This window comes from Actinomadura macra NBRC 14102 (assembly GCF_001552215.1).
Lineage (GTDB): Bacteria > Actinomycetota > Actinomycetes > Streptosporangiales > Streptosporangiaceae > Spirillospora > Spirillospora macra.
Genome location: NZ_BCQT01000002.1, coordinates 232,179 through 255,853, shown reverse-complemented (window position 1 = coordinate 255,853; position 23,675 = coordinate 232,179). Strand labels below are relative to the sequence as shown.

Here is a 23,675-nt window from a genome sequence, read left to right as displayed (position 1 = left end):
CGGGACCCGGGCCCCGTGCCCGGCCCCGCGCCCGGGCGCCCCACGGCCGGCCCGGGCCCGTACCTCAGATGTCGAGGAAGCGCACGTCCTTGGCGTTGCGCTGGATGAACTCCCGGCGGGGTTCGACCTCCTCGCCCATGAGCACACTGAACAGTTCGTCCGCCTGAGCGGCGTCGTCGAGCTGCACCTGCAGCAGGACCCGGTTGTCGGGGTCCATCGTGGTGTCCCACAGCTCGTTGGCGTTCATCTCGCCGAGACCCTTGAAGCGCTGGATGAGGTCGCGGGGACGGGGGTCGCGCTTGCCGGCCGCGATGCCCGCCTCGATGATCGCGTCCCGCTCCGCGTCGGAGTAGGCGTAGTCGGCCTCCGAGCCCCGCGCGTCCCACTTGATCTTGTAGAGCGGGGGCTGGGACAGGTAGACGTGCCCGGCCTCGATCAGCGGCTTCATGAACCGGAACAGCAGGGTCAGCAGCAGCGTGTTGATGTGGTGGCCGTCGACGTCCGCGTCCGACATCAGGATGATCTTGTGATAGCGCAGCCGGGCGAGATCGAACTCATCGTGCACGCCGGTGCCGAGGGCGGTGATGATCGCCTGCACCTCGTTGTTCTTCAGGATCTTGTCGATCCTGGCCTTCTCCACGTTCAGGATCTTGCCGCGGATCGGAAGGATCGCCTGGAAGTGCGGGTCCCGGCCGCCCTTGGCCGAGCCGCCCGCCGAGTCGCCCTCGACGATGTACAGCTCTGACCTGGACGGGTCGGTGGACTGGCAGTCCGACAGCTTGCCCGGCAGGGACGTCGACTCCAGCAGGCTCTTGCGCCGGGTCAGGTCGCGGGCCTGCCGCGCCGCCACCCGGGCCCGCGCCGCCTGCGACGCCTTGTTGATGATCTCCTTGGCCTCGCCGGGGTTCTCCTCGAACCAGTCGCGCAGGTGCTCGTTGCACGCCTTCTGCACGAACGACTTGGCCTCGGTGTTGCCGAGCTTGGTCTTGGTCTGGCCTTCGAACTGCGGATCGGCCAGCTTGATCGAGATGATCGCGGTGAGACCCTCGCGGACGTCCTCGCCGGTGAGGTTGTCGTCCTTGTCGCGCAGCAGCCCCTTGTCGCGGGCGTAGCGGTTGACGATCGTGGTCAGCGCCGCGCGGAACCCCTCCTCGTGGGTGCCGCCCTCCGCCGTGTTGATCGTGTTGGCGAAGGTGTGGACGGACTCGGCGTAGGACGAGTTCCACTGCATGGCGATCTCCACCGACATGCCGTCGGTGTCGTCGCCGAAGTAGATCACCGACTCGTGCGCGGCGTCCTTGCGCGCGTTGATGTAGCGGACGAAGTCTTCGATGCCGCCCTCGTAGTGGTACTTCACCACATGCGGGGAGCCGTCTTCCTCGTCGGCGCTGTGCTCAGGGCGCTCGTCCTGCAGCGTGATCGACAAACCACGGTTGAGGAACGCCATCTCCTGCATGCGCCGGGAGAGGGTCTCGAAGTTCCACTCAAGGGTCTCAAAGATGTCGGGGTCGGGCCAGAAGGTGATGCGGGTACCGGTCTCGCTGGTCTCCTCACCCTTGCGCAACTCCGTCTCGGGCCCCTGCCAGGTGTACGACTGGCGCCACACGTGACCGTCGACCCGTACCTCGGCCTCCAGCCGGGTGGATAGCGCGTTCACCACCGCGGAGCCGACACCGTGCAGGCCACCGGACACGGCGTAGGACTTGCCGTCGAACTTGCCGCCCGCGTGCAAAGTGGTCAGCACCAGCTCGATGGCGGGCCGCTTCTCCACAGGGTGCTCGCCCACCGGGATGCCGCGGCCGTTGTCGAGCACGCTGACACCGCCGTCCGCCATCAGCGTCACCACGATGTCGTCGGCGTAGCCGGCCAGGGCCTCGTCCACCGCGTTGTCCACGATCTCGTAGACGAGGTGGTGGAGGCCACGCTCACCGGTCGACCCGATGTACATGCCCGGGCGCTTGCGAACGGCCTCAAGCCCTTCAAGAACAGTGATCGAACTAGCGTCGTACGCCAAAGGAGATCCTCCTGCCGGGGATGACGGCCGCCCCGCGCCCGAGGGAGCGCGGTGTGCCCCGTAACACACATAGGGGCGCCCTCGTGCTCTGTACGTGTGCGGTAGAGCCCTGGGCGACCCATGGCGGCGCAGCATCCTGAACCCACAAACATTCTACCGGGTCACGCGGCGAAAAGTGGCACTCACGGGCTCTGTGTGCGCGTGTGGCGGCTTAACGGACCTGGAGATACATCCCCCCATAGCCCCAGGGGGGTTCTCTAGCCTACGGCGCGCTCGCTGCTGAACTCGTCACCTGGTGTCCCGAACAGATGTTCCCACCTGCCACTGACATCCCGTCACACCGAGCAACAACGTTTCGGCTCTGCCAAGTCGTTCCGGACGGCGTGTCAGCCAAAGCCGAGCGGAGCCATCCGCGGGCTCAGCGGACACGCCAGGCACCCTTACGGCGTGGTCCAGAAGAGGGACCGATCACCTTGACCCTGCTGACGGTGCCGTGACCAAGTTCCTCGTTCAGGCGCCGGACGAGCGTGGACGACAGGAGACGCAACTGCGTCGCCCAGGTAGTGGAATCGGCCGCGACGGTCAGCACGCCTTCCTCGAAGTGTTCCGGACGGGTGTGCTCGGCGAGTTCGGGGCCGACGATCCCCGCCCAGTTCCCGAACACGCCCCCCACGGCCGCTCGCTGCTCCCACCCACGCGCGGCCAGGAGTTCACGGATCGCGGTACTGAACAGCTTGGGATCGCCCCCACGTCCGGGCTGCGGGACACGGACGAGTTTCGTCTGCTTGCGCTTACCGCTCTGCCCGGGGAGTGTGCCGCGCTTGAGCGCGTCCGCCTTCGCCTGAGCGAGCGCTTCGCGGGCCAGTTCGATCCCCGACTTGGCCGGTGTCGTCCCTGGTTCTTCTGCCGAGGTCGCAGGGGTCTCGGGGTTCGGGGGGCCGGTTTGGTCGCCGGGATCCCTGGGTTCGGGGGAGTTATGCACATCCTGTGGATCGTCCGGCATTGTGCCCTCTCCTCCCAGGCGGGGACCGGCTCAGTCGCGAACGACCTGACCGTCCGAGACGGTATACGAGCCCCCGGTCAGTTCCGCCGGAACATCCGCCGGAACGGCCGCCGTGATCAGCACCTGCTCGGCCGGCACGACCATCTCCGCGAGACGGCTGCGGCGGCCGACGTCCAGCTCGGCGAACACATCGTCCAAGATCAGGACGGGGTCGTCACCGTCCGCGCGGAGCAGGTCGAACGCGCCGAGCCGGAGTCCGAGCGCGAACGACCACGACTCGCCATGGCTGGCATAGCCGCGAGCGGGCAACTCCCCCAGCCGCAAGACGAGCTCGTCCCGGTGTGGACCCACAAGGCTGACGCCACGCTCAAGTTCCTGCTTACGGGATTCGGCCACAGCCGCGAGCATCTGCTCGGCCAGTTGTCCACGGTCTGTGGACAACTCTTTATCGCTCAAGGAGCTTCTGTAGTGAAGGTCCACAGCGCTACTGGCGGGCGCAAGGGCCGCATACGCGCGCGCGACAAGAGGACGGAGCGCCGCCACCAGATCCAAGCGTGCGGCCAGCAACTCGGAGCCCGTACGGGCAAGGTGGGAGTCCCACACGTCCAGCGTGGCAAGGACTTCGGGACCGGGGGAGCGCCTGTGTGCCGCCGCTGACTTCAGCAGGGCGTTGCGCTGCTTGAGAACGCGATCGTAGTCGGACCTCACGCCTGCGAAACGCGGGGCGCGCGCCGTCAGCAGTTCGTCCATGAACCGCCGTCGCTCCCCCGGATCGCCCTTCACCAGTGTGAGGTCTTCCGGGGCGAACAGGACGGTCCGCAGCATCCCCAGGATCTCGCGCGGCCTGGGGATAGGGGAGCGGTTGAGCCGGGCCCGGTTCGCCTTCCCGGGGTTGATCTCAAGCTCGATCAGAGCCTTGCGGTCGTCCTTCACCACTCCGGCCCGGACGATCGCACGCGGCGCGCCGTACCGGACGAGAGGCGCGTCAGTGGCCGCCCGGTGGCTCCCATGCGTGGCGACGTAGCCGATGGCCTCGACCAGGTTCGTCTTGCCCTGCCCGTTGGGGCCCACGAACGCGGTCACCCCCGGCTCGATCGCGACCTCGGCAGTGGCGTACGAGCGGTAGTCCTGGAGGGAGAGATGGGCGACGTGCACGAAACACGAGCGTAGAGCCTCCCGCCACTCTGTCGTCCCACACACCCCCCGCCCGCACGACCGGCCTTCGCCATCAACGCCGGACGCTCTGGCGGGCAGGGGGATAACTCATCCACGCCTGTGGATAACTCTCGGGATCAGACCGATCAGACCGGGTTCGGTCGGGTCAGACCGGGTCAGGCCGAGGGTCTGGTCTGGTCAGGTCGGGTCGAGTCAGAGAGGAGGAGGCGTCACGTCGGCTCCGGGGGAGTCGGCGCCCTTCGCGGACTCGACCGCGTGGCCGCCGAACTGGTTGCGGAGCGCGGCGACCACCCTCATCGTGGGCGAGTCGTCCTGGCGGGACGCGAAGCGGGCGAAGAGGGACGCGGTGATCGCCGGCAGCGGGACACCGTGGTCGACGGCCGCCTGGACGGTCCAGCGGCCCTCACCCGAGTCGTTGGCGTATCCACGAAGGTCGTCAAGCTCTGGATCGTCGGCCAGCGATCGGTTCAACAGATCCAGCAACCAGGACCGGATGACCGTTCCCTCCTGCCAGCTGTGGAAGGTCTCCGGCACGTTCGTGACGATGTCGCTGGCCTCGATCAGCTCGTACCCCTCGCCGAACGCCTGCATCATCGCGTACTCGATGCCGTTGTGGACCATCTTCACGAAGTGGCCGGCACCGACCTTGCCGGAGTGGACGAACCCGAACTCGCCCTCGGGCTTGAGGGTCTCGAAGATCGGCATCAGCCGCTTCACGTTGTCCTCGTCACCGCCGACCATGAGGGCGTAGCCGTTCTGCAGGCCCCACACGCCGCCGCTGACACCGCAGTCGACGAAGCCGATGCCGGCGGCGGCCAGTTCCTCACCGTGCTTCCGGTCATCCACATAGTGTGAATTACCGCCGTCCACGACGAGGTCTCCCGGTTGGAGGATCTCCCCCAGCTTGTCGATGGTGTCCTGCGTGGGCTTCCCTGCGGGCACCATCACCCACACCACGCGCGGCGGGGACAGCCGTTCGACGAGCTCCTCCAGCGAGGCGACATCGCTGACATCGGGATCGCGGTCATAGCCGACGACCGTGTGGCCGCCCCGGCGCAGCCGCTCGGCCATGTTGCCGCCCATCTTGCCCAGGCCGATGATCCCAAGCTCCATTGCACACTCCCCTGCGTAGCCCTGCCGCCCGTGCGCCGGGTCCCATCTCCCGTCGCGCGGGCGCCCGCGGGGGCGGCTCCCCCGCGGGACGGTCGTCCCCTTGTATGCCCCAGGGACGGTCCTTACCCAGACAACCGCACAGGCATGATCAGATAACGGTAGTTCGGGTTCTCCCCCTCCTGCGGGCGCTTGCCGGTGAGGACAGCGGGCTTGGTCGGGGTGGTGAAGGACAGCCGGGCGACGTCCGAGCCGATCGCCGAGAGCCCGTCGAGCAGGAACCCGGGGTTGAAGGCGATGTCGATGTCCTCGCCCTCCAGCGTCGCCTCCAGGGCCTCCACGGCCTGTGCCTCGTCCCCGGTCCCGGCCTCCAGGACGACCTCGCCCTGGCTGAATGAGAGCCGCACGGGGGTGTTCCGCTCGGCGACGAGGGACACGCGCTTGACGGCCTCGATGAACGGGGCGGTCTGGATCTCGGCCAGGCCCGCGTACTCGCTCGGCAGCAGCGACCGGTACTTGACGAAGTCGCCGTCCAGCAGCCGCGAGGTCGTCCGGCGGCCGCCGCCCTCGAAACCGATCATGCCCTCCCCGGTGCCGCCCGTCCCGCCCAGCGCGATCGAGACCTCGGCGCCCGACGTCAGCGACTTGGCGGTGTCGGCCAGCGTCTTGGCCGGGACGAGCGCGACGGCGGAGAAGTCCGGACGTTCCGGCTTCCAGTGCAGTTCCCGGACGGCCAGCCGGTAGCGGTCGGTGGACGCGAGCGTGACGGTCTCGCCCTCGATCTCCACACGCACGCCGGTCAGCATGGGGATGGTGTCGTCCTTGCCGGCGGCGATGGCGACCTGCGCGACCGCCGCCGCGAACTCGTCACTGCCCACCGCGCCCGCGGCCGGCGGCATCTCCGGCAGGGTCGGGTAGTCCTCCACAGGCATGGTGAGAAGTGTGAACTTCGCGCTGCCGCAACGGAGCATCACCTTCGCCCCGTCCGTCGTCACCTCCACGGGGTGGGGAGGAAGGCTGCGCGAGATCTCGGCGAGCAGGCGGCCGGACACGAGTGCGGTGCCCGCCTCCTCCACGTCGATGTCGGTGGACACCTGGGCGGAGACCTCGTAGTCGAACGCAGAGAGCTTCAGCCGGTCGCTGTGTTCTCCACCCCCGGCGACGATGTGCATGCCCGCGAGCACCGGGACCGGGGGCCGGACCGGGAGCGTGCGCGCCGTCCAGGCGACGGCGTCGGCCAGGGCGTCTCTGTCGATGCGGAACTTCAAGGGGACCCGCCTCCTGCAGGTTTCGGACAAGGGTGAGGTGGAGAAATCTTGATCGGCGCACCCGGGGCACGTTGTCCCCAGGCCCTGACTTGAGATGGATCTTTTCTTAGGTAGAGAACTAGTGCAGTACTAGTCATAGGGGCCGTGGATAGTGTGGATATCACGCATCGTCCCAGGTGAGGGCGCGAATCTCTGTCCACGGGGGGTGTGCATGGCCGGTGGACGGCGCGACGCCGCCTGAGGACGACGAATCTGTCCCCACACGTCATCCTCATGTCTTCCCCCGGTTGTCCACGAGTTCTCCGCAGGTTCTCCCCGCCCGGTGGGGGGCCCGGCGACAATGACGGAAGATCGTCGAACTCGTCCCCAGGCCGTCCCCAGGAAGTCCCCAGGCTGTCCACGAGTTCGTCCCCATGATGCCGGGTGGCCGTCCCCAGTCGTTCCACAATCCGTCCACGAGTCGTCCTCAGGTTGTCCGCAGGTTTTCCCCTGGCTTATCCACGGGGATCCCCAGAGTTATCCCCAGGCTGTGAATTGTGCCCCCCGCGGTCCGTCGCGTTTTCCGGTATTCCTCCTGCTTTTGACGGGCGAAACGAGGTGGAGCGAGGTCGGTCTCGGCTCCCGCGGGTCGTCCACAGCCGCTGCATGGCCACTGCGAGCTTTCCACACCCGTCGGACAGGTGCCCGTGAGCCTTCCACAACCATGTGGGGAACCGTCGACGCCCCGTCGGCGCTTCGCCCCGAGTAGGGCGTCAGCGTTTACGGGCCTGGTGCTTGATGCGTCCCGTCAGCTCCGTCACCTGGTTGTAGATGGCGCGGCGCTCGGCCATCAGCGATCGGATCTTCCGTTCGGCGTGCATGACCGTCGTGTGGTCGCGCCCTCCGAACTGCTGGCCGATCTTGGGGAGGGACAGCTCCGTCAGCTCCCGGCACAGGTACATCGCGATCTGCCGGGCGGTCACCAGCATCCGCGACCGCGAGGGCCCGCATAGGTCCTCGATCGTCGTCCCGAAGTACTCGACCGTCTGCGCCATGATCATCGCAGCGGTGATCTCCGGGCCGGAGTCGTTGGGGATGAGGTCCTTCAGGACGATTTCCGCCAGCTTCATGTCCACCGACTGCCGGTTCAGGCTCGCGAACGCGGTCACCCGGATCAGCGCGCCCTCCAGCTCGCGGATGTTCGTCGCGATCTGCGAGGCGATGAACTCCAGCACGTCGGGTGGCGCGGCCAGCCCCTCCTGGCGGGCCTTCTTCTGCAGGATCGCGATGCGCGTCTCCAACTCGGGCGGCTGCACGTCGGTCGTCAGTCCCCACTCGAATCGGTTGCGGAGCCGGTCCTCCAGCGTCACCAGCTCCTTGGGCGGACGATCGCTGGAGATCACGATCTGCTTGCTCGCGTTGTGGAGCGTGTTGAAGGTGTGGAAGAACTCCTCCTGCGTCTGCTCCTTGCCCTCCAGAAACTGGATGTCGTCGACGAGGAGGATGTCCACATCCCGGTAGCGGCGTCGGAAACCGTCCGCTTTTCCATCCCGGATCGAGTTGATGAAGTCGTTCGTGAACTCTTCAGAGCTCACATAACGGACACGTGCGCCATTGAAGAGGCTCTGCGCGTAATGCCCGATCGCGTGGAGGAGGTGCGTCTTGCCGAGACCGGAGTCCCCGTAGATGAACAGCGGGTTGTACGCCTTGGCCGGCTGCTCCGCGACCGCGACGGCGGCGGCGTGCGCGAACCGGTTCGACGAACCGATGACGAACGTCTCGAACGTGTACTTCGGATTGAGACGCGCGTGCTCGGACGCCCCAGCCCCCTGCCCTCCGCCGGAGGCGCCGGAGCCCCCGCCAGGCCCACCGGGAGCACTGCCGACCGAGCCTGGACCACTGCCACCCGGTAGAGGCCCGCTTCCGCCGGATCCGCCACCGGGCCCAGGGCCTGGGCCTGGGCCGCGTGGATCGCCGGCTTCCTCGTCCCGGTAGCCGCCCTCTCCCCGATACGACTCCTCTGCGCGATACTGATCCGCGGGTCCCGCGCTCTTGTACGGGGCTTCCCCGAGGCCAAGTGGCGGCTCTCCACCGCCCAACTGGGTCTCCGACCCCTGCGGTGGCTGCTCGACTCGTCCGGCTGGCCGGAGTGGGCCGAGCGTCCGGTCGTTCAGATGCGAAGGGGCGTGTGGGGGGCGCCCTGGAAGCTCGCCCCCGTAGCCCTCTGGCCCCGGGCCGTAGCTCTCTGGGCCGTTCCCGTAGTTCTCCGGCCCGCCGTAGCCTTCCGAACCGCCGTAGCCTTCCGAACCGCCGTAGCCCTCGGAACCGCCGTAGCCTTCCGGACCTCCACCTCCGGGCGGACGTCCGCGACCGCCCGGGTATCCCTGGCCGCCACGCCCGTCGAACGGTGCGCCACGCCCCCCGCCGTACGCGGGCGGACGTGGCGCGGGCGGATAGGCACCGCCATGCTCGGCGTCCCGCTGAGGCCATCCACGATCCTCGTCCGCCTGTGGATATCCACCGGCGGACCCGGGGTTGTGGGTAACTCCCGACTGCTGCCTGTACCCCTGATCGTTGTACGGCTGCTCTGGATAGGGCCGGTCACCGTACGGCTGGTCGGTGTAGGAGCGGTCCCGATCGTGGTCCTCATGAGACCGGTCGCTATAAGAAGGTGCAGCTTCGTGCACCGGCGCAGCAAGCGGCTCGTTCCCGCCCGCGCGCGCGCCCCCAGGGCCGGGCCCTGCTCCGCCGGGTGGCTCCGGCTGGACGGTCACCGCGACGCGGATCTCCCGGCCCAGCTCATGCGAAAGCGCCTGCGTAATCAGGTTCCGCAGCCGCGTTTCCAGCGCGTCCTTGGCGAACTCATTCGGCGCCGCGAGAAGCGCGGTGCCCTCTACGAGAGCCAGTGGACGGACCATCGGCAACCATGCGCGGTAGCTAGGAGACAGGTCGCTCTCAGCCAGTGCAGTGAGGGTGCGGGCCCAGACCGATCCGAGATCCTGACCGTCCATGCGCAAGGTTCCCCTCCCCACGACTCCGCTGAACGGAGTACCTGACTGCCCAGCTCTCCCACGGGTTGCGACCCGCCTCGGTGGGCACGGCCGCGACGCGGAAGACTTACTCTCTCACGAGTTGTCCACAGAGTTGTCCACATGCTGTGTATGAGCATGGAGCCCTGTGCAAAGCCCACGGCGCGGGCTCGGACAGCTGAGATCGGATGCTCCCCGTCGGCTCGACGGCCATTGACGGGAGCAGTGACTGGGGGTGGTCCTGGAACGGAGTCTCGAACGATGAACGCCGACATCGGATGCTCAAGAAGGAGCGTCGGCTCGCCGGAGAGACCCTAACCGCTGCCTGCCCGCCCCGCAACACACCCGGCCTTCTCCACACCTCTCAGCCTCCTCCTCCAAGAGCACGAGCCCATGGACCGAAGACAGCGGAATCAGCTGTGGATACCTTGTTTCTTCTCGCCGGGCGGCAAGTCGTCCTATAGCCGCAGGTGAGTCGATCGGATGGTCGTCGTCCGCCGAAACGGCGGCGTCCGCTCCGTTTGACCGCATGCCCAGGTAACCCGTAACGTTCTGAGGTCGAGTCGCATCGACGGAGCTGACGCGTGCCCGCCGGCTGCCCCTCCTGGGAAGCACGGGTGGGCCCCCGCTGCGGGGGACCAGACGCGACCCTCGATGCGAGCTATCGAGCCTTGAAGACGAACCGACCGCAGCACTGGAGCCTCGAGTGAGCAAGCGTACTTTTCAGCCGAACAACCGTCGTCGCCACAAGAAGCACGGCTTCCGGCTGCGCATGCGCACCCGCGCCGGGCGCGCCATCCTCTCCGGGCGGCGCAGCAAGGGCCGCGCCCGCATCGCGGTCTGATCGACCCCTCTCATGCTGCCGTCCGGGCACCGGATGCGGCGGCGGGACGACTTCACGTTGGCCGTCCGGCGCGGTCGCCGCGCCGGACGGCCGAACGTCGTTGTTCACCTGCTTCACCGGGACGAGGACCCCGAAGCGGCCGATCCGCCGCTGGTCGGGTTCATCGTGGCGCGCACGGTCGGAAACGCCGTCGTCCGCAACGCGGTGCGCCGCAGGCTCCGGCACCAGGTGCGCGCGCACCTGGACCGACTCCCAGCGGGTAGCCTGCTCGTAGTGCGCGCCAACCCCGCCGCGGGGAAGGCGCGTCCTGACGAACTGGCCGCGGATCTGGAGTCGGCACTCGACCGGCTGCTGCGGCCCGCGTCCAAGGGGCGAAGATGAGGAGTCGGCAGGGGGACCCGTTCCCCTTCCAGCACACGGCGGGGGCGCCAGGCCCCGCCGCCAGGGTGCTGATCCTCCTCATCCGCGCCTACCGCCGCTTCTTGAGTCCCCTGCTCGGGCAGCAATGCCGCTTCCAGCCCAGTTGCAGCGCCTACGGTCTGGAGGCCCTCCAGACGCACGGCGCGCTGCGCGGAACGTGGCTGACCGTCCGCCGGATCGGCCGGTGCCATCCCTTCCACCCCGGGGGTCACGACCCGGTACCGCCGAAGAAGGCGTCCGCGGCGGCTTCTTCGAACTCCGGCCGCGAGGAGAGCGGCCCCGCCCTAGCAGAGCCCAAGGAGCTGCCCGGTGCTTGATTGGCTGTACGAGATCGTCGCTCAGCTCATTGTGTGGATCCACACTGCGCTGAGCACCGTCGTCCCCAAGGACAGTGGATGGGCCTGGGGCGGCTCGATCATCTTGCTGACCGTCCTGCTGCGGCTGGCCATGGTCCCCCTCTTCGTCAAGCAGATCCATGCCTCGCGCAAGATGCAAGAGCTGAACCCCAAGGTCCAGGCGCTGCGTAAGAAGTACAAGAACGACAAGCAGCGCCTCAACCAGGAGGTCATGAAGCTCTACCAGGAGAACGGCGCGAACCCGCTCTCAGGCTGTCTGCCGCTCCTGGTGCAGATGCCGGTGTTCATCGGCCTCTTCCAGACCCTCAAGCGCATCTCGGACGCCAAGGAGGGCCACGGAGTCTTCGCGCTCAAATGGGAACTCGTCGAGAGCGCCCAGAACGCGAACATCTTCGGCGCCCACATTCCGGACACCTTCCTCAACGCCTGGGGAGCCGACCCCAAGAGCTGGACGGCGATCATCGTCACCGCCATCGCGGTGGTGATCAGCTCCTGCACGACGTTCTTCACCGTCCGCGCCAGCATGAAGCGCCAGCCCGTCACTGACGACGCCAACCCGATGATGCAGGCGCAGAAGATGATGGTCTTCCTCGCTCCCCTCTTCGGCCTCTTCGGACTCGGTTTCCCCCTCGGTGTCCTCATGTACTGGGTCACGTCCAACAGTTGGACGCTCGCCCAGCAGCATTACATTTACAAGAAGTATCCGCCGCTCGAAGCGAACGGTGAGGGAAACGGCACGACGGCCGGTAAGGGCGCTCCCGCCAAGGGCAAGGCCGGTACGAAGAGCACGTCGACCTCGTCCGGGGTCAAGGCGAAGCTCAAGAAGGACACGGCGCCGGCTCCCGAGCCGGAGGACAGCAAGCCCAAGGTCGTCCGGAATCAGCCGACCCGTAAGTCGCGTAGCAAGCGCAGCGGCAGCCAGAAGCGCTAGTTTGAATCCCGAGTCCGTGCCCGATAAGGAGACCCCGTTGAGCCAGACCGACACCACCGAGGTCGACGTCCAGGCGCTCGAACAGGAAGGCGAGATCGCCGCCGACTACATCGAGGGCCTGTTGGACATCGGTGACTATGACGGCGACATCGACATGGACGTCGAGGGCGAGCGCGCGATCGTCGCCGTCGTCGGCGGCTCCCTTGACGAGCTGGTCGGCAAACGCGGTGAGGTCCTGGAGGCGATACAGGAGCTGACCCGGTTGGCCGTCCACCGCCAGACGGGCAACCGCACCCGCCTCATGCTCGACATCGGCGGCTACCGCGAGCGCCGCCGTGCCGAGCTCACCAAACTGGGCACGGATGTCGCCAACGAGGTCAAGCAGGGCGGTCAGCCCAAGCCCATGGCCCCGATGACCCCGTTCGAACGCAAGGTCGTCCACGACGCGATCGCCGCCGCAGGCCTGCGCAGCGAATCCGAAGGTGAAGAGCCCGAGCGGTACGTGGTCGTCTACCCCGCCTGACGAATTCCTGGTTCTGACGCGATAACCCGGCCCCGGTCCCCGAGGCCGGGGCAGAAGGGCCGGCGCCCTGAGACCGCTTCAGGCGTTGCCCACCGACTCGGTCCGGGCCCGCACCGCTACGACAACCACGCAGGGCCGTCCGGCATGACCATCTGATGCCGGCCGGCCGAAGCGGGATCGTCACTGGAGGCACCGGCGTGCCTCCGCGAGCTCACGGTGGCAGACACGCCGTATGTCCCCTGGAGACCGATGTGCGGCCCAGCCCCCCAGCTGATCGTTCGCACCACCACCCCTCCCGCGGCCACACCTCACGTCGGCTACTCCCGCGGCCACACCTCCCGCGCCCGCGGCCTCCTCACCGAACACGAACACGAAGCCTGGTCCCTGGTGGTATCCAGCCCTCGTCCGGTGTCTGTGTCGTGGGTCGTCAGGTGGGGAGCGGGCGATCGTTCACGACGTGCTTCATGACGAGAGTCGAGTTCAGCCGCTGCACACCCGGTAGCGCGGACAGCACGTCGTCCTCCAATTCCTGGTAGGCGGTCAGGTCGGCCGTAACGATGCGCAGCAGGTAGTCGGGGTCTCCGAAGAGCCGCTGAGCCTGGACCACCTCTGGAATCTGTGCGACTGCCCCCTCGAATCCGAGCAAGGTCTCGCGGTCCTCCTGACGCATGGTGACGAACACCAACGCCTGGAACGTCAGACCGAGGGCAGCCGGATTCACCACCGCTCGGTAGCCGCGGATGGTCCCGTCGTGTTCCAGCTCCCTCAGCCGCCGATGGCACGGCGACAGGCTCAGCCCGACCCGCGCCGCCAGCTCCGTGATCGTCAGACGACCATCCTCCTGGAGTACAGCAAGGATCTTCCTGTCGATCGCATCCATGCAGAAGATCCTTCCACAGGTTGCGCGTTATATGGCAGAAGACAGAAACACCTTCGCGCCACTTGAACGTATTCTTCTCCCATCTGCTGTATCAGAGGGGAGGATCTACTCATGGCCGTCAGCTCCCTGCTTGCTTTCTGGACGGTCGCGTTGCTGCTCATCGTTGTGCCGGGGGCGGACTGGGCATTCATCATCAACGCCGGGTTGCGAGGTCGATCGATTCTCCCGGCGGTAAGTGGACTGGTCGTCGGGTACGCCGTGGTCACCCTCGTCGTCGCGGCCGGCGTCGGTGCTCTGGTTGCCGGTTCCCCCACCCTGCTGACCGGGCTCACGGTCATCGGCGGCCTCTACCTGATATGGCACGGAGCAACGACCTTCGCTCATCCGGCTTCTCCCGGCCTCCCCCCGCTCGCCGGCTCACAGCGGATCCGGCGCATCGGGCAGTGCATCGAGATCCTGGGCCCCGTCACCCGCTGGAAAAGCGGAGGCCGGAGCCGATGTCATAGGGCCTGGACATGTCCGAAGCGAAATCGGCACATCCGCGGACGACACGAGGATGGCAGCACGACGTCGCACCCTAACTGCGGCCCCCCGATCGCTCGTTCCCTCATTGCTCCTGGGCGCCACGCGAGCGAGTGCGACTTCTCACGAGGCGTCACGCTCGATGTCGCACTCGACTTTGGGCGCCGCGTCGGCTTCGTTGTCACGCATCTCCAGTGGCGCGGGATCGTGCACAACCTCTGGCTTCATCTCCGCGGCCGACTCCGTTACCGCCGTTCTTCTCCCGATTGCCGGTCCGGCTAGACCTCCCTCCGCAACTCCCCTCGACGCACCACCCAGCGTTGCGTCCGAAGGCTCGCCCAGCGTTGCGTCTGGCGGCTCGCCCAGCGTTGCGTCCGGAGGTCCGCGCAGCATTGCGTCTGGCGGCCCGTCCGCTAGCTCACCTGATGCTTCGTTCAGCAGTCCATCCGGCAACCCGCCCGCAAGTCCATCGGGTGCCTCCCCCCGCCAGATCGCTCAACGTGTGTTCCAGACCTCGTCCGGCGCGCCGTCCAGCGCGCCGTTCGAAGGAGCGTCCTGCGCTGTGGTCGACACCGCGCCCGGCGGTTGGCCCGGCGTGTCACCCGCCGCATCACCCGCCGCTTCGCCTGGCGCGTTTCCTGCCCTGTCGAGCGCGTCGTCCAGTGCCTCCTCTGCGCGACCGCCCGGCCCTGCGGCCGACATGTCGCCTGGTGTTTGTTGGTCTGGGGTGCTCCCCGCTGTCTCGTTTGGGGCGGTGTTCTATCCCTGGTCCGGTGCATCGGTCAGGGCGCTGTTTGGAGATTCACTCGGGACTGGGGCAGGTGTTTCGTCGGCTGGTTGGTCTGGTGTCTCCCCAGCCGCTCCGTTCGGCACCTTGACCGATCCTGCGTCCAGTGGCTCGCTTCCGGGTACACCCGCAGGCTCCATCGACGCTTCGTCGGACGTGCGCGCCGAAGCGCCGGCTGTAGATGCTGAGTTCGGCACTTCACGCGACACATCGACCGGTGGAGCGGCTGTTAGCCCGGCCAGTTCCTCGGACAGGGGGATCGCCGAGCCTCTGTGTGCCACCACTTCGGGCGGCGCTTCGTTCAGCGTTTCGTGGAGTGCTCCTTCTGGTGTGCCAGCTGGTGGCATTCGCGTTGCGCTGTCAGGCGGCATCTCGACTGGTGATCTGGCTGGTGCTCCGTTCGCAATCCCAGACAGCGAGCCGTTTGGTACGCCGGGCACGGCATTGGACGACTCTCCGGTTGGCAGCTCGTTCGACGGGGCAAAGAGCGCATCAGGTGCCCGGCCCGCTGGGGCACAGGCCGGCGCTTCGCCCGGTGTGCGGTCTGACGGCGAGTGCGGTGGGCTGCTGGGTGGTTCCGCCGGGAGATGGGCAAGGGCTGACCGGAGGGCCTTTCTACGCGGGATCGGTGTCAGCGGGCTCAACCCCAAGGGGTTGCTGATCTTCCTCGCCTTGCTTCCTCAGTTCACCGATCCGGACGGCACGTGGCCTGTCGCCATGCAGATCGGTGTACTCGGCTTGGTCTTCATGGGCTCCTGCGCCCTGTTCTACCTATGTCTGGGCACGGTTACCCGAACCGCCCTGCACGCACGACCTGCGGCGGCCCGTCATATCAGCCGCTTGTCTGGGACGGCCATGGTCGGCATCGGCGTCTGGCTGCTTGCCGATCACCTGGTGGGTTGACCTCTAGGCCAGCTGTGACAACAGGGTCGGCGCTTGAGATCGAGGCAGGTTCGCGGTGTCTCGGCGTCTCCCCGGTCGGGACTGCGGACAAGGGCACCGTGGCCGTTGGCTGTAGACAGCGGGAGCCTGTGGCCGGAATCGTCGTGCTCGGTGGCCCGGGGCGAGGTCTTCTGTTTCATGTATCCATGGTCTGACCTGGCGAGGGCTTCGGGAAGTAGAACGGCATTCTGTGGACAGGGCACGAGCAGGGATCCCGCTCCTGGCAGGTGCGGGATCCCTGCGGAGCTCGGTGTGCACCGCCGCCCAAAGCACACCGAGCTGGTCTGCGTCTACCTGCGTTCGCGCGGGGAGCGGCGGGTGTTCGACGCGATGCCTGTGGTGTTCTCCTCTGCCGGGTCTTGGGCGTGTGCAGGATCCTGGGCATAGGCGGGGTCCTGGGCCAGGTGGCCGTGGGGTGTGGCCTCCTCCGCCGGATATTCGATCACCCGCTCAACGCGCTGGGCGGGGCGGCCGCCGGGAGGCGGGTCCTGAATGATGTGCTCCTCCCGGACGACGGTTCCCGGCTCGTCCCCGTATGCCGGGTCGGTCCCGACGATTCGACCGGCGCGGCGCCGGGGGCGGGTGTATTTGAGGGTGAAGCCCATGCTGATCAACCCGACCAGGATCAGGATCCAACCGACCAGGTGAATGTCAACGCCGCTGAGATCGACGCGAAGGGCGAACGCGAGGATCGCACCGAGGGCGATGAACGCGAGACTGACTCCGATTCCCATGTGCCGGAGCTCCTTCCGGGGAGGCGGGTGACACTGGTCCTCCCTCTACCCGGAGGACGCCGAGTATGCAGACGGATACATGGTCCTGGCCGTAGCGCAAGGGTTACATGGTGTTTGGGCTGGGACGTTTCGCGTGTACGCCGTCACCGGTTTTTGTGGAACGATTCGTACGGTGGGGATTGCACGCGAAGTATTCGGTGACGCGCTGCCGGTAGCGGAGCGCTATGCGGCGTTCCTCGCCGACGCCGGGGTCGAGCGAGGTCTGATCGGGCCGCGCGAGGCCGACCGGCTCTGGGAGCGGCACTTGATCAACTGTGCCGTAGTGGCCGAGGCGATCCCGATCGATGCGCAGGTCGTGGACATCGGGTCGGGCGCCGGGCTGCCGGGCGTAGTCCTCGCGATCGTCCGACCCGACCTGAAGGTCACCCTGCTGGAACCGTTGCTGCGACGCACCACGTTCCTCAACGAGTGCGTCGAGATGCTGCGTCTGCCGAACGTCGAGGTCCGTCGGGCAAGGGCGGAGGAGGTGGCCAAGGATTTCTCGATGGACGTGGCCACCGCCAGGGCCGTGGCGCCTCTCGAACGGCTAGCGAAATGGGCGCTTCCGCTGCTTCGTCCCGGCGGGGAACTGCTCGCTCTGAAAGGCGAGCGGGCCGCGACGGAGCTGGAGGAGGCTCGTCCGGTGCTGAAGCGTTTCGGGGTGCGGACCACCGAACTGCTTCAAGTCGGGCGCGGTATGGTCGATCCGCCGACAACGCTCGTCCGTGTGGTCGCCGATCGGGAGGTCGTCCGGGACGGAGCGGTCGGGCGACAACAACGCGCGCCCCGGCGCGCTAAAGGGTCGAGGAAGAGGTCTTCATGAGCACGGGACCAGGGCTGGGTTGGCCTGACCGCGCCGACGAATCCCCCGACGAACAGCCGTCCGGACAGACCGGACCGGGTGAGAGCACGGTTGGGCAAGGCGAACCGGTCCCGGACGAGGCCATCGCCGAAGCGCCGGGGGAGGCGAGCCCAGGCACCGCGCCCTCCGGACACGCGTTGTGGGGTAACACGACGTCCGGTACTGCGGAGAACGTCGGCTATGTGCCGACCCACGCCGGCGCGCAACCGCCGCCGGGTCCGCGCAAGGGACCATCTCAGGGGGAGTCAGAACTCGTGCGCGAGGCGCTCAAGGACGCCAAGGTTTCACATGAAACAGCGACCACCGGACTCAAGGTGATGTCGGGCCGCAGGGACAAGGAGTGGCCTCGGCCGGGCCACTGCCGGATCGTCACCATCGCCAACCAGAAGGGAGGCGTCGGCAAGACCACCAGCTCGGTGAACCTCGCCGCCTCCCTCGCCATGCACGGTGCCCAGGTGCTCGTGGTCGACCTCGACCCGCAGGGGAACGCCTCCACCGCCCTCGGGGTCGAGCACCATGCCGAGATCCCGTCCATCTATGACGTGTTGATCGAGGACATGGCCCTGTCCGACATCGTCGTCCCGGCCCCCGAAATCCCCAACCTCTTCTGTGCGCCGGCAACGCTCAACCTCGCCGGCGCTGAGATCGAACTCGTCTCCAAGGTGGCTCGTGAGTCCCGGCTGCGCCGCGCGCTAGAGGCTTATGAGACCGAAAAATTCGACTATGTGCTGATCGATTGCCCGCCATCCCTCGGTCTGCTCACGGTGAACGCCCTCGTCGGCGGAGATGAGCTGCTCATTCCCATCCAGTGCGAGTACTACGCGCTGGAGGGCCTCGGACAGTTGATCCGCACCGTCGACCTCGTCAAGGCGCACCTCAACCCCAAGCTGAACGTTTCGACGATCCTGCTCACGATGTATGACGCCCGGACCCGCCTCGCCGCCCAGGTTGCCGAGGATGTCCGGAACCACTTCGGTGAAGTCGTCCTCAACACCGTGATCCCCCGCAGCGTGCGGGTCTCGGAGGCGCCGAGCTACGGCCAGTCCGTCATGACCTATGACCCCGGTTCGAGCGGGGCACTCGCCTACAGTGAGGCCGCCTCGGAGATGGCTCACCGGGGAGCGGCCAAGTGAGCCAGCAGCGACGCGGCCTGGGCAAGGGGCTTGGAGCCCTTATCCCCACGGCCCCGCCTCCGCCCACGCCGGAGGAACCGGGCGCCGCGGGGGAGCCGGGATTTCCCGGTGGTCCACACGGTCCCGGGTCGGACGCCGGTCCGGACATGAAACCGGTCGCCGGCGCCCATTTTGCCGAGCTGCCCGTTCGCTCGATCACGGTCAATCCGCGTCAGCCTCGCGCGCACTTCGATGAGCAGGCCCTGGAGGAGCTGGCCGAGTCGATCGGCATCGTCGGTCTGCTCCAGCCGATCGTCGTCCGCAAGTCCGCCGACCTGGGCGAGCACGACTATGAGCTGATCATGGGCGAGCGCCGCTGGCGCGCGTCCCGGATGGCCGGGTTGGACGTCATCCCCGCCATCGTCCGCGAGACCGGTGACAACGATCTACTCCGTGACGCGCTCATGGAGAACCTTCACCGGCAACAGCTGAACCCCCTGGAGGAGGCGGCCGCCTATCAGCAGCTCCTGCAGGATTTCGGTGCCACCCACGAGCAGCTCGCCAGCCGTATCGGACGCTCACGTCCGCACATCACGAACACGCTGCGGCTGCTGAACCTGCCGCCTGCGGTGCAGCGCCGGGTGGCCGCGGGCGTTCTGTCCGCCGGTCATGCGCGCGCACTGCTCTCGCTCGACAGCACTGAGGCACAGGAGCATCTGGCTCAGCGCATCGTCCAGGAGGGACTGTCCGTCCGGGCCCTGGAAGAGCTCATCGCCCTCCGCGAGGTGGACGAGCCGAAGGCACCACGACAGGGCCGTCCTAGGCGGCCTGTCGCACCGGGCCTCAAGGAGATCGCCGACCGGCTCTCTGATCGCTACGAGACGCGGGTCCGGGTCGACATGGGGCGCAACAAGGGCAAGATCGTTGTCGAGTTCGCCACCCTGGAGGACTTGGACCGCATCATCAAGTCGATGGCTCCTGATGAGGGTGTGAGCGAGTCGGACTAGCTCTCCACAGCGCGCGAGCGTCCCGGGCTGTGTGCCTTCGGGGCGCTCTTTCGTCTCTGCCTGCACACCCTGGTGAGCCCGGCGAGCCGGTTCGTCCGGTGTCTGATGGCTCCGTGTGTGTGGGACGCGGGTGGCGTGTGGCCGGTGGCGCAGGGCGCTCTTGGGTTCGTTCAGCCGTCCAGCTCGTCCACCCAGAGGATGTCTCCCCGGATGTTTCACGGGAAACGTGCTCTGTGCCGTCCTGCTGAGGCCATCTATCGATCCTCTCCCCCTTCGATCCTCTCGCCTGCTTGCATCTGGGTGTTGGCCTCGTGGCGCCCGACGCCACTGGCGGCGATACACGCGGTATCCGCGGATCCACGGTGTGATTTTGGATCGGCAAGGCTATCCGCAGTCTCATCGCCAAGCTCGGTCCTCCGAGACCCTCGGCAGTGACTTGGTTTCACGCTTCCTGGGCGCCGAAGCGACCAGGCGGCCCGTCGACTGGTCCACGCTGCGTGCGCCCTCACGTACGTGATGCTTGCCTGGCGGCGGTTGGGGAACGAGCGCATTTTGCTCGTGCGATTCCGGCCAGCGTGACGCGGCCCTCGGCGGTGTAGTCCAGGTCGGTGGGACTCTGGCCCGCTGCCAGCCCGGCGGGTTTTCGAGACAGCGAACGGATGCGGCGACCGAGAGAGGCTCATGCGGTGCGCGCAGTGGCAGAGCGTGGGCGCGTTGACGTTTCGCGTGAAACATCGGGCCCAGCTCTCGCGCGACAACTCGGCCCCCGCATGCCTTGGTGATGCAGGAGTCGTCATCCGTGTTGATCCGCGAACGCCGGCGGCCGGATCGGGCGGCAGCAGTCTCCTTGGTGGTAGGACGAGGTGGTTGCGCGGCCTTGTGTAGACGGGTTGGCTGAGTGTCTCGTTCTGGCGAGGGCGGCGGCGAGGGGTACCGGGGGGCTTGCAGCGGCGACGTTGTTTCGCTGGTGGGGTGCGGCCGGCCGGGTGGTGAGTGGAGCAGGTGCCGGCGGTTGGGTGCTGTTACTGGGGCGACCTCAAGGGTCCAGGTGAATTGCCCCGCCTTGCGGGGTAAAGCCGCGGGGGAGTCTCAGATTGCTAGGCGCTGTCGTGCTCACGTAGGCACGATCTCGGTGAACCAGTTGGTGCCTTGAACGAAGGCCGGTCGACCTGCCGAGGGCATGGTGGTCGATCAATGCGAAGACCTCCGAGTGCGGTGGAGATGGTCGGTCCTCACCCGTCTCGGAGGTCTTCATGGCGGAGCAGCCCTAGAAGCGCGCGAGGATGAGGTCTCGGCAGACCTCGCCGAGGTCGAGACCGGCGACGCTGATGGCTCGGGGGAGAAGGCTTGTCTCCGTCATCCCTGGAGCGACGTTGACCTCGAGGAAATGCACCTCGCCTTCGTCGTCGACGATGAGGTCCGTCCGGGACAGGTCGCGGAGGCCGAGGGCGTGGTGGGCGGTCACGGCGGCGGCGGTGGCGCGTTCGGCCGCTTCGGGGGTGAGGCGCGCGGGGGTGATGAACTCGGTGTCGCCGGCGTCGTAGCGGGCGGTGTAGTCGTACTGTCCGCCTGGCGCGACGATTTCAACGGCGGGGAGGGCGGTGGCTTTGCCTTGGCGCTCGATGACGCTGACCGCGATCTCGGTACCGGGGACGTAGCGCTCGACGAGGGCAGCGTCCCCGTAGGCGAAGCAGCCGACCATGGCGGCGGAAAGCTCGGAGGCATCGTGAACGGCGGAGGCGCCGAGCGCCGAGCCGCCGCGGGTGGGTTTGACGAAGAGAGGCAACCCGAGACTCCGGACGATCTGGTCCAGGACGGACGCGGCGCCGAGGTCGTGGAAGACCTCCTTGGGCAGCGCGACGGAATCCGGGGTCTGGAGTCCCGCGCGCCGGACGACGGACTTGGCGGTCGGTTTGTCCCAGGCGACTCGGCAGGCGTCTGGGCGGGCGCCAACGTAGCGAGTGTCGAGGAGTTCCAGGACGTCGCGGATCGAGCCGTCCTCCCCCGCCGCCCCGTGCAGGACGGGGAAGACCGCGTCCGGGGGATCGTCGGTCAAAGAGTCCAGGAGAGTCGCGTCGGCATCGCGGAGCTCGACGGGGATGTCCAGGGCCCGTAGGGCGTCCGCGACTCGGCGCCCGGAGCGGAGTGAGACCTCGCGCTCGTACGACAGTCCCCCGGCGAGTACGACGACATGCCCGAGTTCCAATGCAGTTGCCCTTCAGACGAAGACGAAAAACGCGCCGGGGAGCCCGGCGCGTTTCACGTGAAACATGGGGTTCAGACGATGTCCGGCCCCGGTGTGTGGACACCGGTGGAGCCGCGCTGAGCCGCTCCACCGAAAGTGTCTCGCAGCTGGATCTCCTGTTCCACCACCGCAGCCAGACGCCGGACACCTTCGCGGATGCGGTGTGGTTCCGGGAAGCAGTAGGACAGCCGCATGTGCTGGCGTCCGCTGCCGTCGGCGTAGAAGCCGGTGCCGGGGACGTAGGCCACCCGGTCGGCGATGGCGCGTGGTGCCATCGCCTTGGAATCGAGCCCTTCGGGGAGCGTCAGCCAGACGAAGAATCCGCCGGCGGGATTCGTCCAGGTGCAGCCGTCGGGCATCAGCTGGTCAAGAGACTCCAACATCGCGTCACGTCGGGCACGGTACAGCTCGCGGAAGTCCTTGATCTGCGCGCGCCACGGCTGGGTGGCCAGATACTCGCGGACGGCGAGCTGTGAGAGGTTCGACGGGCAGAGGATCGCGGACTCGGCGGCCAGGACGAGCTTGGCGCGTATCGCGTGCGGTGCCAGCACCCAGCCCACACGGAGGCCGGAGGCGATGGTCTTGGAGAACGAGCCGAGATAGATGACGCGCTCAGCCTCGTCCGCGCGCAGGGCGCGCATCGGCTCACCATCGAAGCCGAGAAGCCCATAGGGGTTGTCCTCGACGATCAGCACGTCGTACTCGGCGCAGATCTCGAGGATCTGGGCGCGGCGGGCCTGGGTGAGAGTGACGCCCGCGGGGTTCTGGAACGTCGGGACTGTGTAGAGGAATTTGACCCGGCGGCCCTCCTGGCGGAGGCGGGCGAGGGCCTCGCGGAGTGCAGCGGGGATCAGACCTCCTTCGTCCAGGGGAACGTGGACGACATCCGCCTGATAGGCGGCGAAGGTCCCGAGCGCTCCGACGTAGGACGGCGCCTCGGCGAGGATGACGTCTCCTGGATCAATGAAGATCTTGGTGATGAGATCGAGAGCCTGCTGCGCTCCGACGGTGACGACCACATCGTCCGCGGACGCCTGGACTCCTTCGAGAGCCATCACCTCGCAGATGTGCTCGCGCAGCTGCTCGTCACCCTGGGCCGAGCCGTACTGGAGCACCTCCGCGCCCTTGCCCGCGACCAGGTCGCCGATCATCTCGCCGACCGCATCGAGGGGGAGCGCTGAGACATACGGCGCGCCGCCTGCGAGGGACACGACCTCGGGACGGGCGACCATCGCGAACAGAGCCCGAATCTCCGACGGCACCATGCCGGCGGCACGGGCGGCGTAGCGATCGGTGTAGGCATCTGTACGCGAGTGCTGTTCCACGAGGGCACCTCCGAGGTGGACTGGCTTCCATGCAAAATACGGCATCGACTTTCGGACGAGTTCGGGGAACCCCTCTGATGACGCCACACCGTTGCCTGGTGGTTGCGCCGTCGTAGGCGTTCTGTCTCCCGTCCTTCTGGTGGGCGTGCGCCGCACGAGGATCGCTTGGCGCCGGGATGATCGCGCCGCTCCCGAGAATCCTGTGTGCGGAACGGCGCCCGCTGGGGGACCCCCAGAGGCCGTCCCGCCGGCAGGCGGCGGGGTCTAGGTCGCGGTGACACCCAAGTCGCGATGTCTGGGACGTCGTGTTGGCCGGGGATGACGCCGGCGGGAAGCGCAACGACTGTGGAGGTCGTGTCGTCCGGGAAGTCTGATGACGGGGAGGGCCCGCCTTCCGGGGAGCGGCGCCTTCCGGCCGAGGTCGCGTTGTGCAGGACGCTGTAGGCGTGGCTGGGGCGCCGCGCCATCCTAGATCGCTGTGGCTGCTCCCCCGTGACGCACGCCGCCATGGTGAGGATGGCGCCCCTGTGGAGCGGCACGGCGCCGATCCTGGCCATGTGCGACGTC

At 67.5% G+C, this 23,675-nt stretch carries 18 protein-coding genes and 2 pseudogenes; 10 read left to right on the top strand and 10 right to left on the bottom strand.

Features of this window, described 5'->3' with window-relative positions:
* Positions 1-64 precede the first annotated feature (64 nt).
* The 6 genes and pseudogenes from gyrB to dnaA form a co-directional block, all read right to left on the bottom strand.
* Positions 65-2,014 carry a DNA topoisomerase (ATP-hydrolyzing) subunit B gene (gyrB, locus tag AMA02S_RS02385; RefSeq protein ID WP_084264447.1) on the bottom strand — a complete coding sequence of 650 codons (1,950 nt, stop codon included), beginning with the start codon at positions 2,012-2,014 and terminating at the stop codon, positions 65-67.
* Between the two features lie 418 nt (positions 2,015-2,432).
* Positions 2,433-3,017, bottom strand: a complete 585-nt coding sequence (locus AMA02S_RS02380) for a DciA family protein (RefSeq protein WP_067450759.1) — start codon at positions 3,015-3,017, stop codon at positions 2,433-2,435.
* Positions 3,018-3,047: 30 nt separating this feature from the next.
* Complete coding sequence (recF, locus tag AMA02S_RS02375) at positions 3,048-4,172, bottom strand: DNA replication/repair protein RecF (protein ID WP_067450756.1); 1,125 nt, start codon at positions 4,170-4,172, stop codon at positions 3,048-3,050.
* A 213-nt stretch (positions 4,173-4,385) separates the two neighbouring features.
* A pseudogene (gene gnd / locus AMA02S_RS02370) lies at positions 4,386-5,351 on the bottom strand (phosphogluconate dehydrogenase (NAD(+)-dependent, decarboxylating)); the annotation flags it as partial.
* A gap of 77 nt (positions 5,352-5,428) precedes the next feature.
* The gene (dnaN, locus tag AMA02S_RS02365) at positions 5,429-6,571 is read right to left on the bottom strand and encodes a DNA polymerase III subunit beta (protein WP_067450750.1); all 1,143 of its coding nucleotides are present in this window, start codon (positions 6,569-6,571) and stop codon (positions 5,429-5,431) included.
* A gap of 752 nt (positions 6,572-7,323) precedes the next feature.
* Positions 7,324-9,561 (bottom strand): chromosomal replication initiator protein DnaA, encoded by a 2,238-nt coding sequence (gene dnaA, locus AMA02S_RS02360; protein WP_067450747.1) that lies wholly within the window; start codon positions 9,559-9,561, stop codon positions 7,324-7,326.
* Between the two features lie 724 nt (positions 9,562-10,285).
* Between dnaA and rpmH the strand changes: the two genes are divergently transcribed.
* From rpmH to AMA02S_RS02335, 5 genes are read left to right on the top strand one after another with little or no spacing between them, the layout of a single operon-like run.
* On the top strand, positions 10,286-10,423 hold the full coding sequence (gene rpmH / locus AMA02S_RS02355; RefSeq protein WP_067450744.1) for a 50S ribosomal protein L34: 138 nt from the start codon (positions 10,286-10,288) through the stop codon (positions 10,421-10,423).
* Between the two features lie 12 nt (positions 10,424-10,435).
* Positions 10,436-10,804: a ribonuclease P protein component gene (rnpA, locus tag AMA02S_RS02350; protein WP_067450738.1), complete on the top strand. Its 369-nt coding sequence runs from the start codon at positions 10,436-10,438 to the stop codon at positions 10,802-10,804.
* Positions 10,801-11,160 carry a membrane protein insertion efficiency factor YidD gene (gene yidD / locus AMA02S_RS02345; protein WP_067450735.1) on the top strand — a complete coding sequence of 120 codons (360 nt, stop codon included), beginning with the start codon at positions 10,801-10,803 and terminating at the stop codon, positions 11,158-11,160. The genes rnpA and yidD overlap by 4 nt, the downstream gene beginning before the upstream one ends.
* Positions 11,153-12,130, top strand: coding sequence for a membrane protein insertase YidC (yidC, locus tag AMA02S_RS02340; protein ID WP_067450732.1), 978 nt, complete (start codon positions 11,153-11,155; stop codon positions 12,128-12,130). The genes yidD and yidC overlap by 8 nt, the downstream gene beginning before the upstream one ends.
* A gap of 37 nt (positions 12,131-12,167) precedes the next feature.
* A complete protein-coding gene (locus AMA02S_RS02335; protein WP_067450729.1) occupies positions 12,168-12,653 on the top strand; it encodes a Jag family protein in 486 nt (161 codons plus the stop codon).
* Positions 12,654-13,080: 427 nt separating this feature from the next.
* Here AMA02S_RS02335 and AMA02S_RS02330 read toward each other — a convergent pair whose 3' ends face one another.
* Positions 13,081-13,533, bottom strand: a complete 453-nt coding sequence (locus AMA02S_RS02330) for an Lrp/AsnC family transcriptional regulator (RefSeq protein WP_067450726.1) — start codon at positions 13,531-13,533, stop codon at positions 13,081-13,083.
* Positions 13,534-13,644: 111 nt separating this feature from the next.
* Here AMA02S_RS02330 and AMA02S_RS43880 point away from each other — a divergent pair.
* Both AMA02S_RS43880 and AMA02S_RS44585 read left to right on the top strand, forming a co-directional pair.
* Positions 13,645-13,902 (top strand): annotated as a pseudogene (locus AMA02S_RS43880) (LysE family transporter); the annotation flags it as partial.
* Between the two features lie 853 nt (positions 13,903-14,755).
* Positions 14,756-15,745 carry a LysE family transporter gene (locus AMA02S_RS44585; protein ID WP_084264445.1) on the top strand — a complete coding sequence of 330 codons (990 nt, stop codon included), beginning with the start codon at positions 14,756-14,758 and terminating at the stop codon, positions 15,743-15,745.
* 329 nt (positions 15,746-16,074) lie between these two features.
* On the opposite strand, the gene AMA02S_RS41245 is transcribed toward AMA02S_RS44585, so the two are convergent.
* On the bottom strand, positions 16,075-16,518 hold the full coding sequence (locus AMA02S_RS41245) for a DUF6458 family protein (protein ID WP_067450721.1): 444 nt from the start codon (positions 16,516-16,518) through the stop codon (positions 16,075-16,077).
* 172 nt (positions 16,519-16,690) lie between these two features.
* On the opposite strand from AMA02S_RS41245, the gene rsmG reads away from it, so the two are divergent.
* The 3 genes from rsmG (at position 16,691) to AMA02S_RS02305 (ending at position 19,538) form a co-directional block, all read left to right on the top strand.
* Positions 16,691-17,380, top strand: coding sequence for a 16S rRNA (guanine(527)-N(7))-methyltransferase RsmG (gene rsmG, locus AMA02S_RS02315; protein ID WP_067450718.1), 690 nt, complete (start codon positions 16,691-16,693; stop codon positions 17,378-17,380).
* A 356-nt stretch (positions 17,381-17,736) separates the two neighbouring features.
* A complete protein-coding gene (locus tag AMA02S_RS02310) occupies positions 17,737-18,552 on the top strand; it encodes a ParA family protein (protein WP_067451517.1) in 816 nt (271 codons plus the stop codon).
* A complete protein-coding gene (locus tag AMA02S_RS02305) occupies positions 18,549-19,538 on the top strand; it encodes a ParB/RepB/Spo0J family partition protein (protein WP_067450715.1) in 990 nt (329 codons plus the stop codon). The genes AMA02S_RS02310 and AMA02S_RS02305 overlap by 4 nt, the downstream gene beginning before the upstream one ends.
* 1,267 nt (positions 19,539-20,805) lie before the next feature.
* On the opposite strand, the gene AMA02S_RS02300 is transcribed toward AMA02S_RS02305, so the two are convergent.
* Together AMA02S_RS02300 and AMA02S_RS02295 are read right to left on the bottom strand one after the other, a co-directional pair.
* Positions 20,806-21,744: a D-alanine--D-alanine ligase family protein gene (locus tag AMA02S_RS02300; RefSeq protein WP_067450711.1), complete on the bottom strand. Its 939-nt coding sequence runs from the start codon at positions 21,742-21,744 to the stop codon at positions 20,806-20,808.
* Between the two features lie 71 nt (positions 21,745-21,815).
* Positions 21,816-23,048: an aminotransferase-like domain-containing protein gene (locus tag AMA02S_RS02295; RefSeq protein ID WP_067451514.1), complete on the bottom strand. Its 1,233-nt coding sequence runs from the start codon at positions 23,046-23,048 to the stop codon at positions 21,816-21,818.
* Between the last annotated feature and the right edge of the window lie 627 nt (positions 23,049-23,675).